Below are 13727 nucleotides of genomic sequence, written 5' to 3'. Positions count from 1 at the left end.
GCAACGATTCCGGGTCCGCCGACGGCCGGTCCGGCACGGCCGTCGGCGGGCGCGCCGGTCAGGCCGGCGACAGGGTGCGCACGGCCGCCGGCAGAGTCGGCGCGGCGGGCGTGCGGCCGGGCAGGAAGCCGTGGGCGCGGCGGGCCAGCCAGTCGGCCCTGTAGCGGTCGACGGACCGGTGCCAGTGCAGGATTCCGGCCAGCCAGTTCTGCAGGTCGAGAACGTAGGCGTCCACGGCGGCTCGGGCGTCGGCGGACAGCTCGAAGTCGTCGCACAGCACCGGCAGCTCGTGCGCGATGACGTGCTCGAACTGCTGCATCCGCTGGGTGGTCAGGTCGTGTACGACGCCGAGGGCGGTCGGTCGGTCCACGCCGAAGAAGTTCTGCACGACCAGGATCGCGTTGTGGATCTCGCCCTCGTACTCGATCTCCTTCTGGTACGAGAAGATGTCGTTGAGCAGGCACGCGTAGTCCATCGCCGCGTTCTCCAGGGACCTGACCGGGCCACTGCGGTACACCTCGGGCGGGATCGCGGGGCCCTGCCCCCTGCGGCACAGGTTCAGGGTGAGGTCGGAGCCGAAGGTGTCGCGCCGCATCTCCAGGTAGTCGACCGGGTCGGGGATGCGGTTCTGGAACTGGTTGGACAGCTCCCACATCCAGCTCGCGGTCATCACGTCCACGGAGGCCCTGAGGTTCCGCCGCTGCTCGGCGTCCAGGCCGGCAGCGGTACGCGTCCACAGGTCGCTCAGCCCGCGCTCCATGGCGTTGCCGGGGACGACGGCGGCCGCTCCCTCGAGGGGCATGCACTGCGACAGCCGGGCCGTGCTCAGCCGAGCGGCGCCCAGGTCGCGCCGGTGGCCGTACAGGAGCGGGTAGCAGTCGTCGGCGTACGTGCCCCAGGCGAGCCACTGGGCGCCGAGGTCGAGGGCCTCGGGGCTCGCGTCCGGGTCGAGGCCCGCCGCGCACAGGGCCAGGTCGAAGGCGGCGAGCTTGTCCTCGTCCCAGACGCCCTCCTCGAGGATGCCCATGCGGTGCGACCAGGCGAGGAGACTGCTGCGGGCGCCGTCCAGGTGGGGGCTCAGGCTCAGTTCGTACGGCATGTGGAACTCGGGCAGCACGGACGGGCCCACCTTCTGGTACGGCACGTGCGTATAGGCGCGCAGGCGCTGCTGAGCGGCGCAGGCCAGCAGGGCGCCGACGTCCGCCGCCGAGGTGCCGGGACCGCTCGGCAGCTGCCAGGGCGAACTGCTGCGCGCGCCCTCGTTCATGTAGCGGCTGGAGCGCAGATGCCATTCGTGGCCGCCGGACTGCCAGTCCTGAAGTCCCTTGGTGTAGAGGGCGACCGCGGCGGCCTGGTCCGGAGTGAGTCCCTTCTCCAGAGCTACGGCGGGGACCTCGGTGAGAGCGGTGTGCTCGAACTGGTGCAGGCGTGAGGTGAGGATGTCGTTGACGGTGTCGGCGGCCTCCTGGGTGGTGCAGCCGAAGAACTTCTCCAGGACGAGCACGCCGTTGCTGTTCTCGCCCTCGTCCTCGACCTCGCGCTGGTAGGAGAACAGGTCGTTGCGCAGGTGGACGGCGTCGGAGAACGTCTCCATGAGGACGCGCAGCGGCCGGGTGCCGGCGACGGCGGCGGGCACCTCGGCGGTCGCGTACTCCACGAGCCCGGCCGACCAGGGGGCGCCGCCCACCTTGCGGCGCATCTCGATGTACTCGACGGGGTTGGCGATCCGCCCCTCGTTGATGTTCGACAGCTCCCACATCGACTCGTTGAGCAGATGCTCGGTGGCGACGGCGAACCGGCGGCGCCAGTCCACGGACATCGACGGCACCGTGCGCGCCCAGAGGTCCTTCAGCCCCGCCTCGACCGGGTTCTGTGGCTCTGGCACCTCGGTGGCGAGGTCGAGCGGCATGAACAGCGGCAGGCGGTCCAGGTGGGCCTTGCCGGCCGCGCGGTCCGGGGTGCGCTTGTACATGTCCAGGAAGTGGTCGTCGAAGAAGAAGACCCACACGTACCAGTCGGTGATCAGCGACAGGGCCGGGCCGTCGCAGTCGGGGTGGGTGTAGGAGCACAGGAGCCCGTAGTCGTGCGCCTCCAGGTCGGCCTGTTCCCAGACCCCGGAGCCTTCCAGCATGCCCATCTCGCGGGCCCACGCGGTCGAGTGGGCCCGCGCCTCGTCGAGGTGCGGATTGAGCCGCGCGGGATACGGCATGTAGAAGTGCGGGAGTTCGAACGGCTGCGTCATGGCCCGGCCCTACCCGGGGCCGCCAACGCACATCCGCGGTGGGGCACATGATCACACCATCGCGTGAACGGCCCCCGAAACCATGACCCTCCCAAGCCTCGTGTGAGTGCCCACGGCCGCTCTTGCGGGCGTACACGGCGCAGCTCCCCCCGAGGCCCGGTCCGGCGGGCCGCCGGGGCACGCGCCGGTGCGCCGGGCCCCGGTGTCTCCCCGCTGACCGCCACAACCGCCGTACGACCGTGGGCTGTTCGTCGCCAAGGTGGCCCTGGCCGGTGACCGAGGCGCCGACGCCAGAAACTTGGCAGTGCCCGGCCGGTGGAGGCGACCGCGATGCGCGGACGGCCGCCTCTGCTCGGTACGGGCCCGCCGTACGGCCACGGCACCACCGGCGGCCCCACCCGTATGCCAGCGCCCGCACCCTTGCCGCGTTCCCGTGCGCGGGTCACGGTAGGCGCATGACCTCCTTCGTACTGCCCCATGAGGTGCACGGCGACGGCGCCCACAAGGTGTTCGCCGTGCACGGCTGGTTCGCCGACCGCTCCGCCTACGCGGCCGTCCTGCCGGATCTCGACCGGAGCGCCTTCGCCTACGCGCTGGTGGATCTGCGCGGGTACGGCGAGGCACGGGACGCGGCGGGACCGTACACGACGGCCGCGGCGGCCGGGGACCTGCTGGAGCTGGCCGACCGGCTCGGCTGGGCCCGGTTCTCGGTGGTCGGGCACTCCATGGGCGGTGCGGTGGCCCAGCGGCTGGCGGCACTCGCCCCGCACCGGCTGCGCCGGATCGTCGGTGTCTCCCCGGTGCCGGCCTCGGGGCTGCCGCTGGCCGGCGAGCAGGCCGCGCTGTTCACGGACGCGGCGGACAGACCGGCGAACCGGCGGGTGATCATCGACGTCACCACCGGGGGCCGGCGCCCGGCCGCCTGGCTGGACCGGATGGTCGCGCGCTCGCTGCAGCGCAGCGACGCGAGGGCGTTCAGGGCCTGGCTGGACTCGTGGGCGGGCGAGGACTTCCACGCCGACGTCGAGGGCTGCGCGGTGCCCGCACTCGCGGTGGCGGGCGAACTCGACCCGGCGCTGTCGCCCGCGGTCATGCGGCAGACCTGGATGTCCTGGTTCCCGCGCGGCGAACTCGTCGCGCTGTCGGGCGCCGGGCATTACGCCATGGACGAGACCCCGCTGGAACTGATCCGCACGGTCGAGAGCTTTCTCCGCGCCGATGTCGACGCCGCGCCGGAAGTCGAGGAGTTGGCGTGATCCTCGGTGGTGTGCCGCCGGTTCCGGACGTGTTCGACCCCCGCCGGTACGCCGCCGGGGTGCCGCACGACGACTACCGCGTGCTGCGCGACCATCACCCGGTCGCCTGGCAGGAGGAGCCGGAGGTGCTGGGCTGGCCGGCCGGACCGGGCTTCTGGGCGGTGACCCGGCACGCGGACGTCGTACGGGTGCTGAAGGACGCGGCGACGTACTCCTCGTACGTCGGCGCGACCCAGATCCGCGACCCCGATCCCGCGGATCTGCCGTTCATCCGCTCCATGATGCTCAATCAGGATCCACCGCAGCACGGCCGGCTGCGGCGCCTGGTGAGCCGTGCCTTCACGCCCGGGCGCATCGACCGGTTCGCGGCTCTCGCCCGGGAGCGGGCCCGCACGCTGCTCGCCGCCGCGTCCAGGACGTCGCGGGAGGGGGACGGGACGGTCGATCTGGTGGCCGCGGTCACCGACGAGTACGCCCTGCTGAACCTGACGGATCTGCTGGGCGTGCCCGAGAGCGACCGGGGCCTGCTGCTGCACTGGACGCAGCGGGTCATCGGATACCAGGATCCGGACGAGGCCGGTGCCCCGGCACTGGACGAGGCGGGCAGGCCGGCCGATCCGCGCTCCCCGGCGATGCTCAAGGACATGTTCGACTACGCCCGGCAGCTCGCGGCGCACAAACGGCGCCACCCGGCGGACGACGTGCTGACCACGCTCGCGCACGAGGCCGAACTCGCCCCGGCGGAGCTGGAGATGTTCTTCTTCCTGCTCACAGTCGCGGGAAACGACACGGTACGCAGCGCGGCGCCGGGAGGACTGCTGACCCTGGCAGAACACCCGGATTCCTACGCGGCGTTGCAAACCCGGGAACTCGAAGTCGCCCCTGCCGTCGAGGAGTTGCTGCGCTGGCACCCGCCCGTGCTGTCGTTCCGCCGGACCGCCGCACGGGACACCGAGCTGGCGGGCCGCCGGATCCGGGCCGGCGACAAGGTCGTGGTCTTCCACGCCTCGGCCAACCGGGACGAGCGGGCCTTCTCCGACCCCGGTCGGCTGGACCTGACCCGCTCCCCCAACCCGCATGTGTCCTTCGGGGACGGACCGCACGTCTGCCTGGGCGCCCATTTCGCGCGCCTGCAGCTACGGCTGCTCCACGACGAGGTGCTGCGCGCGCTCCCCGTGCTCCGGCTCGCCGCACCACCCGCACGGCTCGTGTCGAACTTCATCAACGGCATCAAGTCACTTCACCTGAAGGTCACTTGAGACCTGGATCAGCGCGTGCGTGCCGTTCGTGCGCCAGCGTTGTGCCTCCGCGGCGACGAGCGCGGCCTCGGTCGCCGCGGACAGGCCGGTGACGACGTCGGACTTCAGGGTGCGCAGGGCGGCGACCGGGCCGGGGAAGTAGCCGGTCACCTCCGCGAACGGTGTGGTCGGCGGCCACATCCGGTCGCCCACCAGACGGCGGTAGTTGAGGTCGCCCTTGAAGACGGTCAGCGTGGCCGCGGCGAACTCGGCGCGCAGGTCCTGCGGCATGTCTCCGTACGGCAGCGGGGCGCACGAGAAGGGGTGGGCGCGCACGGTGAGGCGGCCGTCCGCCAGGGCCGACCAGAGCACGCGCCCGTACTCGGCGGCGGCGCCGCAGGCGGCGCGCAGCCGGTGCAGCGCGTCGACGACGTCGGCGGTCGTGGCGTCGGAGACGTAGTACGGGTGCGGTTTGACGTGCAGCACCGCCCGCGCGGCCCGGCCCTCGGCGAGGAGGTGGGCGATCAGCAGCAGGTCCGGGACGAGTTCGCGGCCCGCGTTGTCCGCGACCAGGACCAGGGTGCCCCTCCCGGCGGGCGGCAGCAGCGACCACAGGGCCTCGCTGTCGTCGTCGACCAGCGCCGGGGCCGGGTCCCGGGCCTCGGCGCCTTCGGCGGAGAGCCGGAAGCCCAGGTCGGCGCGGTTGCCCCACAGCGAGCCGTGCAACAGGGCGCGCGCCCTCTCCTGCTCCGGCAGGTCGCGCAGCTCGTCCAGCGCGGCCAGTTCCTCGTCGGTCTGCGGGGCGTCCAGTTCGGCGCGCTTGAACGGGCGGAAGGGGTCGATGCCCTGCCAGGCGCCGGGGCCGAACCAGCCGACCGCGTCGAGCAGTCGGCGGTAGAACCAGCTCTCGGACCACAGCCAGGGCACGTCGTACCAGGACCGCCCGGCATACGCGGTCAGGCCCCAGGCCTGCCACAGGTCCCGGTCCGGGGCGTCGGCGGGAAGCGGCTCGACCGTCCCCTCGGTGCAGTTCTTCAGCAGCTCGTCCAGCGCCCGGTGCTGGGCGGGGCCGTACGGGAGGGCGCCCTGGACCTGGCGGATGATCGCGGGGTGCCGTTCGGCCAGCACGCTGTGCGGGAACGAGCCGGGTTCGTCGCCGAGGATCACGGGTGCGAACGGGGTGTCGGGCATGTCCGTCACGGTATCGCGCGGGTCAGGCGGTTCTGATCTCCCGCTCCAGTTGCGTGGCGAGGGTGACGTAGCGGGGGCGGCGGTGCACCGGGACCAGGCCCCGGATCACCAGGTGCCACATCTCGGCGACCCGGCGCGGCAGCCGGGATACCGGTTCGAGCGAGCGGCCGGCGACTCTGGTGCCGACGTAGAAGGAGACGAGGGAGTGCGCCACGGCGCCGACGTCGAGTTCGCTGTGCACATCGGCCTCCCTGACGGCCCCCTGGAACTTCCGGGTGGCGAACTCCAGCCACTCGACGAACGGGTGCCTGAGCGGCTGCCGTACGGCGATGTCGGCGGTGGCGAGGCGCAGTGCGGCGCGCGGTACCGGGTCCTCCACGGCGAGCCGGGCGATCCCGAACGTGGTGCGCATCAGGGTCTCCAGCGAGGAGTGGCCGCGGCTCTCGACCTCGGCGACGAGTTGCCGCGCGGCCTTGTCGTTGAGTTCCAGGATGGCCTGGGCCAGGTCCTCCTTGGCGGCGAAGTGGAAGTACAGCGCCCCCTTGGTGACCTTCGCATGTGCGACGATGTCGCTCAGGCTGGTGGACTCGTAGCCGTGCCGGTCGAACAGGTCGGCGGCTGCCGTGATGATCGTCGCCCGGGTCTGCTCGGCACGTAACTGCCTCGCCATCGTCGGTTCTCTCCTCGCGCCAAACGAACGGGACATGCGGTTTGTTTCTAACACCCTGCACACGATAACTCACCGAACGGCATCGGGAGCCGGGCGTGCGGGCCTGACGGGACGACACGTGTCACCCATGGATCCGGCATCGGACGTCCCTGGATCAGCCCATGATCGGGCGAGATCAGAGCAGCTCCCCCCTTTCTGGCCCGATGGTTGCCGGCGGCCGTGGGGCGACGAGCGACGCCCCCATGATCGCCACGATACGAGGCCGACACCCGACTCCTCAACGGGGGCTCATAGGAGGCGCGAAACAGCCGAACCGGTCGGTGCTCTGCGCCCCCCCGTTATCTTCTTCGCGGTTCCGCAACGGGACCGCTGGCCTCCGGGCCCGGCATGACTGTTCCCCCCTGTCGAAGAGATGACCTGGGGGGTGGTGTCACCGGGCCCGGGAGGCGCCGTTGGAGACGCTGATGAGAGGTCCGACTACCGCCTGGCCTGGTGCAATGCCCGGCCGCTTGCGGGCGGCAGGTCTGCATAACGTGGATGCGCGCATACGACGCCAACGCCCTGGCCAGCACCGCACGAACCCCGTTCGGGAGGATGGGTTGGACGACATCGACGACGTGGGCGTCTTTCTCGGTCTGGACGTCGGCAAGAGCGCCCATCACGGGCACGGGCTGACCCCGGCCGGGAAGAAGGTCTTCGACAAGCAGCTGCCCAACAGCGAGCCGAAATTGCGGGCCGTCTTCGACAAGCTGGCCACGAAGTTCGGCACCGTGCTGGTGATCGTGGACCAGCCCGCCTCGATCGGAGCCCTGCCTCTGACGGTCGCCCGGGACGCCGGCTGCAAGGTTGCCTACCTGCCCGGACTCTCGATGCGGCGGATCGCCGATCTCTACCCGGGCGAGGCGAAGACCGACGCCCGCGACGCGGCCGTGATCGCTGACGCCGCGAGGACGATGCCGCACACCCTGCGCTCGCTGGAACTGACCGACGAGATCACCGCCGAGCTGACCGTGCTGGCGGGCTTCGACCAGGACCTGGCGGCAGAGGCCACCCGCACCTCCAACCGGATACGCGGCCTGCTCACCCAGTTCCACCCCAGCCTGGAACGCGTCCTCGGGCCGCGTCTGGACCACCCGGCCGTGACCTGGCTGCTGGAACGCTACGGATCTCCGGCCGCCCTGCGAAAGGCCGGTCGTCGCAGGCTGGTTGAAGTCATCCGGCCCAAGGCCCCGCGCATGGCTCAGCGACTGATCGACGAGATCTTCGACGCCCTCGACGAGCAGACCGTCGTCGTCCCCGGGACCGGCACGCTCGACCTCGTGATCCCGTCGCTGGCCCGCTCGCTAGCGGCCGTCCACGAACAGCGACGAGCTCTGGAAACACAGATCGGGCAACTGCTGGAGGCTCACCCTCTTTCCGCGGTCCTGACCTCGATTCCGGGGGTCGCGGTCAGGACCGCCGCCACTTTGCTGGTCACCGTCGGCGACGGCACCAGCTTCCCCACCGCCGCCCACCTGGCCTCCTACGCCGGCCTCGCACCGACGACGAAGTCGTCCGGGACCTCGATCCACGGCGAACACGCGCCCAGAGGCGGCAACCGGCAGCTCAAACGCGCGATGTTCCTGTCCGCATTCGCCGCCCTGCACGATCCCGCCTCCCGCACCTACTACGACCGCTGCCGAGCCCGCGGGAAGACCCACACCCAGGCACTTCTCCGCCTGGCACGCCAGCGGATCAACGTGCTGTTCGCGATGCTCCGCGACGGCACCTTCTACGAACCCAGAACCCCACGCCTCGCTTGACGAAATGTGAGTCTTCATCTGGCTGGTCCGGGACCGGCTGGCAGGGTTGACGTCGGTCGCCTCGTCGTAGTCGTGACTCGTGACAAAAGTGGCCCCCACGGGTGCCTTGCCTATGAACTGTCCGACTATGGCGGGCGGTCGGCGCCGACCCGGCCCACCTCGGTGGCCTGATAAGAAGCCTGCCCGGCCCCAAAGGGCCGTGGCCCGTCACAGTTCTGCCTCGAAGTGACCTCTCCCGGGCACGGCGCCGGTCCGCAGCGACCGGGACCACCGCCTCACGGAGAGGAACCCTGATCGCGTGAACACCATTGTCGCCCAGGCGCATTCATTCATCATCGGCGTCGACACCCACGCCAAAACGCACACTTACGCCGTGCTCGCCTCCAGTGGTGAGCACCTGGGCACGGAGGCATTCCCCAACACCCACGCTGGCAGGGCACGAGCCATCAACTGGGCTGGACGTCGCACTGGTGGAGACCTCGGTGCTCTGTGGGTGATCGAGGGGGCGGGCAGTTACGGAGCCCAGATCGCCCGCCAGACGGCACGCGCCGGCTACCAGGTGGTTGAAGCCGCCAGAATGGGCCGCGCCGGCCGCCGCGGCATCGGCAAATCCGACCCGATCGACGCCCGGCGGATAGCCGCTGCCGTGCTTCCGCTCCCCGAAGAACAGCTGCGCACTCCACGAATGGACGAGGGGGTTCGGGCGGCAGCACAGATCCTCCTCACCTCCCGGGACGAGCTCACCAGCGAGCGGACCAGGGCCGTGAACGCCTTGACTGCCCTTGTGCGCATCGCCGACCTCGGCATAGACGCCCGCCGTCCCCTCAGCGCCAGGCAGATCGGCGAAATCGCCCGCTGGCGCCCCCGTGAGGAGGACCTCGCCGCCACGACGGCCCGCACCGAGGCCGTCCGTCTGGCCAAGAGGATCCTCGCCCTTGACACGGAAATCGCGGACAACATGAACCGGATAGGCGAGCTCGTTGACGCCAGCCCTGCGGCCGGCCTCCCCGAGGAAACAGGGATCGGCCCCGTCACCGCTGCCACCGTCCTGGTCGCCTGGTCCCACCCGGGACGGGTCCGTGACGAGGCCGCGTTCGCCGCCCTCGCCGGAGTGAGCCCCATACCCGCCTCCTCGGGCAACACCACTCGCCACCGCCTCAATCGCGGCGGCGACAGGCGTCTCAACCGAGCTCTGAACGTCATCGCGATGGTCCGCATGGTGCATCACCCGCAAACCCGCGCCTACGTTGACCGACGGCGGGCCGAAGGCAAGACAGACCGCGAGATCCGCCGCTGCCTCAAGCGCTACCTCGCCCGACGCCTCTACCGTCATCTCAACAACGCCGCCGCGGCCGAATTGGGGGTTGACGGGACATAGAAGCTTCATAGAGGCACCCCCCCCCGATCACGGGCGCGCCGGCCCGGCCGGACGGGCGGGAGGTCCCCGTCACACCGCACACCGCAGACCCCGTACCCGCGTCCGGCACCCGGGACGCCCCCCGACGGCGAGGACACCCTCACCGATGGCAGGGGTGAACGAGGACAGCGGCATCGAGGGGCCCGAGCCGCCTGTACCGGCTCGGGCCCCTCGATGCCGCTGATGACGGGCGGCGCCGCCACGGTGCTGGTGCTCACCGGGGGCGCCGCCCTCGCGTCGCGTCAGGCGCGACGCTCAACTCCGTTGTGTTTAAGCTCAGTTGACGTAGACCCGGGCGCCGCCGTCCGCCACGGGCGCGTACTTGGCCGTGAAGTAGCCGCTGGCGAAGCACAGCGACGAACCGGAGGACTTGGTGAACTGCTGATTGGTGAAGCTGATGCTGCTGTCGCTGTTGTCGGCCTTCCCGGTCAGGCCGGACGCCTGGTAGACGCAGGTGATGCTGCCCAGCAGGGTCTTGAGCTTGACCGTCGTCTGGATGGTGGAGCCGCCGGCCGGGGCGACGGTGAGGGTGCCACCGGAGGCGACCGACGCCGTGTAGGGCAGGTTGTCGACGGTGATGCTGCTGACTCCGGTGACACCGACGACGTTGCTGGTGCAGGAGCTGGGGTCGAAGGTCTGGCCGGTCACGGACTCGGTGGCCGTGCCCGGAGCAGCCGGATTGGCTGTCACGCTCGCGGTGAACTGGGAGGACGTGCAGGTGACACCGCTGGTGCCGGTCGCGCTGGAGTAGAGCGTGGCGGAGGTGCCGGAGGCGAGCGGCGCGGTGAGGGTGTCGCCGACGGCCGCGGCCGTGCCACCCGCGCTGCCGGTGGTGAGGACGGCGCCGTCGGCGGAGGCGGGGGTGGCCACCGCGAGGGCGAGGGCGACGGAGGTGACGGTACCGGCGAGGGCGAGGACGGATCGCGTACGCATGCGGGTGCCTCTTTCCTGAGTGGGGGTCGGTCGAGGTGAGGTGGGGGGTGGCAAGCCGAGCGGGTGATGCGTCACACGGATGGCGCGGGGCGCCGGTGGCAGCGACGCGAGGGGTGCGTGACGCGGGTGGTGCGCGGTGCCGCCGACGCGGTCCGTCGCGCCTTCTCCCTGCGCGGCGGACCGGCGACGGCGGCGGACCGGACTCCGGCCGGAGGTCTCGGGGGCAGGCCTCCGGCCGGGCCGGACACGGCGGCAGGGCACATGGCCCGGGGGGAAGGGACCGTGCGCCGCGCCGGTGTGAGCGGTTGCCGTGAGCCGACATGAGCGGCTGCCGGGAATGGGCCGCGAAACACGGCCGGTGCCGCTCGGCGGATCCGGCGCCACGGATCCGTGAAGCAGGGCAAGTTGTAGACCTGATGAACCGTCAACGTCAAGATGCCGCAAGGGAGTTGTCGATGGTGACCACGACGCGAACAGAGTCGACACCCTTTTTTCACATCTCCCTTGACCCCTCAAAGTAACCGGCAGTAACTTCCTCGGAGGCTACTGCCGCGTAACGAGAAAGCCCTTGCTCCGCCGGGAGCGCGAGGAGGCGTGCGCGGTGGTCGGTCGCTGTCCGCGCCAGGACACCGCGCCACCTGAAGCCCAACCCGCATTGATCCATGCCCATGGGAGCAGACATGGCCTCGTCCCCGGACGTCCCGTCCGACGGCACCACCCCCGAGAACCCGGGAATCGGTTCACCGTCCGAAACACCACAGCCAGCCGGGAGCGTCGCCGACGGCGGTGGGAGACGAGGGCGGGTCCGCGCACGCCGGGCCGCGGTGATGGCGGTACCCGCCACACTCGTCGCCGCCGGCCTCGCCGTCCTCACCGCGCAGGGCGCCCTCGGGGTGCAGTTCGCGATCTCCGGCATGCCGTTCACGGTCACCGCGACCAACCTCGACGGCACCGGGTTCGAGCAGTTCGGCGGGCTCGACAACATGGCGGACGGCAGCCCGAACGCCGGGAACACGGGCGGGCAGGAGCTGGTCGTCACCTCCGCGATCAAGAACGCCACGCTCACCAAGCTGTGCCAGAGCGTCGACCTCGGCGGCACCAACCTGCTGATCACGGCGGGCGGCGGCGACACACCGGTGACCGCGAGCGACCTCACCACCGACTCGAGCGAGCTGTCGGGCAACGCGGCCTTCAACAACATCGAGATCGGCAACGACGCGAGCACGCTGACCAAGGCACGCGTGAAGGGCCCGATCGGGGTCTTCAGCCAGCAGGCCGACACCGTGCACATCGGAAATCTGCGGCAGACCAACTACGCCACCACGGCAGGCGTGTTCAAGCTGCCCGGCCTCAAGCTCCGCTTCAGCGACTCGGGTTGCTGATCACCGTGCCGGAGCGTCCACGTCGGGGGCCGAGGGCGGCCTTCCGGGGCTGGCGGGCCCGCCGACCGTTCTGGGGCGGGCTGCTGCTCGCCCTGGGCGGTGGCGAGATCCTGCTCACCGAGAAGGCCTCGCTGAAAGTCGTGATGCACATCGGCATGCAGGGCCTGGCCGGCTACACGCTGCCGACGGTGATGGTGATTCTGGGCCTGTTGATCCTCTTCAACCCCGCCCAGCGGCTCTTCTACTCCATCATCGGCATCCTGCTCTCCCTGGGCACCTGGCTCACCTCCAACCTGGGCGGCTTCTTCATCGGCCTCCTCCTCGGCGCCACGGGCAGCTGCCTCGCCTTCGGCTGGCTGCCCGACCAGGAGCCGCGGGTCAGTCGCCGCAAGCGCCGCAAGCAGGCCCGGGCCGCGACACACGCGGTACCGGACGGCGCGGAGGGGACGACGGCCTGAGGGCGCACGGGGGCTTCGCGGACCGGCCGAACCGGCGGGCGCGGCCAACTCCCTCACCATGGAAGTGAGTTGCCGCAAACGACCACGTCACCGTCCGAGGTCGCCCCGGATCACAGCCCGCGCAGCAGGCCGGCCGGGGCGGACGCGGCCCGTTCGGACAGCCGGCCGACGAGGAGCCGTACGACCTCCACGACTTCTGCCTGTCCGGCGGTGTCGACGTAGTACACCTGGCGGCGGCCCTCACGGCGGGAGCGGACGAGTCCGGCGAGCTTGAGCTTGGTGAGGTGCTGGCTGACGGCGGGCAGCGCGCCGCCGACCCGCTCGGCGAGCCCGGTGACATCGCTCTCGCCCTGCATCAGCGCCCACACGAGGTGCAGCCGGGCGGGCGAGGCGAGCAGCCCGAAGGCGGCGGCCGCCGCCGCGAGCACCTCGGCGGAGGGGTCCTGGCAGCCGGTAGCGGACGCTGTCGCCACTGTCGTCTCCCTCAGGTTTCCGCCGCGTCGATCCGTGTTCGGCCCGCGTACGGGGAATCAGTTTAGGTCCGGAGGAACTTCCCCGCCGTCCCACGAGTTTCTACGGTGTTGTAGAAGTTGCCGCCGGTGTGCCGTGGGAGCGCCCGGCCGTTGACATGAGGAGCACGCATGGCCCTGTGGGACCGCATCAAGGAGTCGGCGTCGCAGATGCAGACCCAGTTGGAGGCGAAGAAGAACGACCTCAAGAGCGGGGCGTTCCGGGACGCGAGCATGGCGATGTGCGCGCTCGTGGCCGCCGCCGACGGGACCGTCGACCCGTCGGAGCGGCAGCGGGTGGCCCAGCTCATCGCGACGAACGAGGTGTTGCAGAACTTCCCGGCGGACGACCTCAGGCGCCGTTTCGAGGAGAACCTGAACAAGCTCACGGCCGACTTCGCCTTCGGCAAGGTGAGCGTCCTTCAGGAGATCGGCAAGGCCAAGAAGAAGCCGGCCGAGGCGCGGGCCGTCATCCAGATCGGCATCGTGATCGGTGGCGCGGACGGCGACTTCGACAAGACCGAGCAGGCCGTCGTCCGCGAGGCGTGCTTCGCACTGGACCTGCCGCCGCACGAGTTCGACCTCTGAGCCGTACCGTTCCTGTCGACCGGGTGAGGACGGGGGCATGC

General features: G+C 70.9%; 12 protein-coding genes. 7 read left to right on the top strand and 5 right to left on the bottom strand.

Annotated elements, in window-relative coordinates; translation table 11 throughout:
• Positions 1-58: 58 nt before the first annotated feature.
• Positions 59-2242, bottom strand: coding sequence for a germacradienol/geosmin synthase Cyc2 (cyc2, locus tag GQF42_RS32880; RefSeq protein ID WP_158925983.1), 2184 nt, complete (start codon positions 2240-2242; stop codon positions 59-61).
• 455 nt (positions 2243-2697) lie between these two features.
• Between cyc2 and GQF42_RS32875 the strand changes: the two genes are divergently transcribed.
• Complete coding sequence (locus GQF42_RS32875; RefSeq protein WP_158925981.1) at positions 2698-3498, top strand: alpha/beta fold hydrolase; 801 nt, start codon at positions 2698-2700, stop codon at positions 3496-3498.
• The gene (locus tag GQF42_RS32870; protein WP_158925979.1) at positions 3495-4757 is read left to right on the top strand and encodes a cytochrome P450; all 1263 of its coding nucleotides are present in this window, start codon (positions 3495-3497) and stop codon (positions 4755-4757) included. Before GQF42_RS32875 ends, GQF42_RS32870 begins: the two co-directional genes overlap by 4 nt.
• Here GQF42_RS32870 and GQF42_RS32865 read toward each other — a convergent pair.
• A complete protein-coding gene (locus tag GQF42_RS32865) occupies positions 4734-5927 on the bottom strand; it encodes a damage-control phosphatase ARMT1 family protein (protein ID WP_158925977.1) in 1194 nt (397 codons plus the stop codon). The genes GQF42_RS32870 and GQF42_RS32865 overlap by 24 nt on opposite strands.
• A 22-nt stretch (positions 5928-5949) precedes the next feature.
• Positions 5950-6597 (bottom strand): ScbR family autoregulator-binding transcription factor, encoded by a 648-nt coding sequence (locus tag GQF42_RS32860; protein WP_158925975.1) that lies wholly within the window; start codon positions 6595-6597, stop codon positions 5950-5952.
• Between the two features lie 599 nt (positions 6598-7196).
• On the opposite strand from GQF42_RS32860, the gene GQF42_RS32855 reads away from it, so the two are divergent.
• Both GQF42_RS32855 and GQF42_RS32850 read left to right on the top strand, forming a co-directional pair.
• On the top strand, positions 7197-8399 hold the full coding sequence (locus GQF42_RS32855; RefSeq protein ID WP_158918162.1) for an IS110 family RNA-guided transposase: 1203 nt from the start codon (positions 7197-7199) through the stop codon (positions 8397-8399).
• Positions 8400-8697: 298 nt separating this feature from the next.
• Positions 8698-9777, top strand: coding sequence for an IS110 family RNA-guided transposase (locus GQF42_RS32850; protein ID WP_158918164.1), 1080 nt, complete (start codon positions 8698-8700; stop codon positions 9775-9777).
• A 315-nt stretch (positions 9778-10092) separates the two neighbouring features.
• Here GQF42_RS32850 and GQF42_RS32845 read toward each other — a convergent pair whose 3' ends face one another.
• Positions 10093-10749: a Tat pathway signal sequence domain protein gene (locus tag GQF42_RS32845; protein ID WP_158925973.1), complete on the bottom strand. Its 657-nt coding sequence runs from the start codon at positions 10747-10749 to the stop codon at positions 10093-10095.
• Between the two features lie 680 nt (positions 10750-11429).
• Here GQF42_RS32845 and GQF42_RS32840 point away from each other — a divergent pair.
• Complete coding sequence (locus GQF42_RS32840) at positions 11430-12131, top strand: DUF6230 family protein (RefSeq protein WP_158930847.1); 702 nt, start codon at positions 11430-11432, stop codon at positions 12129-12131.
• Positions 12125-12589: a DUF6114 domain-containing protein gene (locus GQF42_RS32835; protein WP_158925971.1), complete on the top strand. Its 465-nt coding sequence runs from the start codon at positions 12125-12127 to the stop codon at positions 12587-12589. The genes GQF42_RS32840 and GQF42_RS32835 overlap by 7 nt, the downstream gene beginning before the upstream one ends.
• Positions 12590-12699: 110 nt before the next feature.
• On the opposite strand, the gene GQF42_RS32830 is transcribed toward GQF42_RS32835, so the two are convergent.
• On the bottom strand, positions 12700-13062 hold the full coding sequence (locus GQF42_RS32830; protein ID WP_158925969.1) for an ArsR/SmtB family transcription factor: 363 nt from the start codon (positions 13060-13062) through the stop codon (positions 12700-12702).
• Between the two features lie 168 nt (positions 13063-13230).
• Here GQF42_RS32830 and GQF42_RS32825 point away from each other — a divergent pair, with 168 nt between their 5' ends.
• On the top strand, positions 13231-13686 hold the full coding sequence (locus GQF42_RS32825; protein ID WP_158925967.1) for a tellurite resistance TerB family protein: 456 nt from the start codon (positions 13231-13233) through the stop codon (positions 13684-13686).
• The last annotated feature ends 41 nt before the right edge of the window (positions 13687-13727 follow it).

It is taken from the genome of Streptomyces broussonetiae (genome assembly GCF_009796285.1).
Classification (GTDB): Bacteria; Actinomycetota; Actinomycetes; order Streptomycetales; family Streptomycetaceae; genus Streptomyces; species Streptomyces broussonetiae.
Note: the sequence above shows the minus strand (reverse complement) of the source record. Positions and strands in the feature narration are given on the sequence as shown.

Coding starts and splice junctions, on each gene's coding strand:
- cyc2 (WP_158925983.1), bottom strand. CDS start 2,242: ATGACGCAGCCGTTCGAACTCCCGCACTTCTACATGCCGTATCCCGCG.
- GQF42_RS32875 (WP_158925981.1), top strand. CDS start 2,698: ATGACCTCCTTCGTACTGCCCCATGAGGTGCACGGCGACGGCGCCCAC.
- GQF42_RS32865 (WP_158925977.1), bottom strand. CDS start 5,927: ATGCCCGACACCCCGTTCGCACCCGTGATCCTCGGCGACGAACCCGGC.
- GQF42_RS32860 (WP_158925975.1), bottom strand. CDS start 6,597: ATGGCGAGGCAGTTACGTGCCGAGCAGACCCGGGCGACGATCATCACG.
- GQF42_RS32845 (WP_158925973.1), bottom strand. CDS start 10,749: ATGCGTACGCGATCCGTCCTCGCCCTCGCCGGTACCGTCACCTCCGTC.
- GQF42_RS32840 (WP_158930847.1), top strand. CDS start 11,430: ATGGCCTCGTCCCCGGACGTCCCGTCCGACGGCACCACCCCCGAGAAC.
- GQF42_RS32825 (WP_158925967.1), top strand. CDS start 13,231: ATGGCCCTGTGGGACCGCATCAAGGAGTCGGCGTCGCAGATGCAGACC.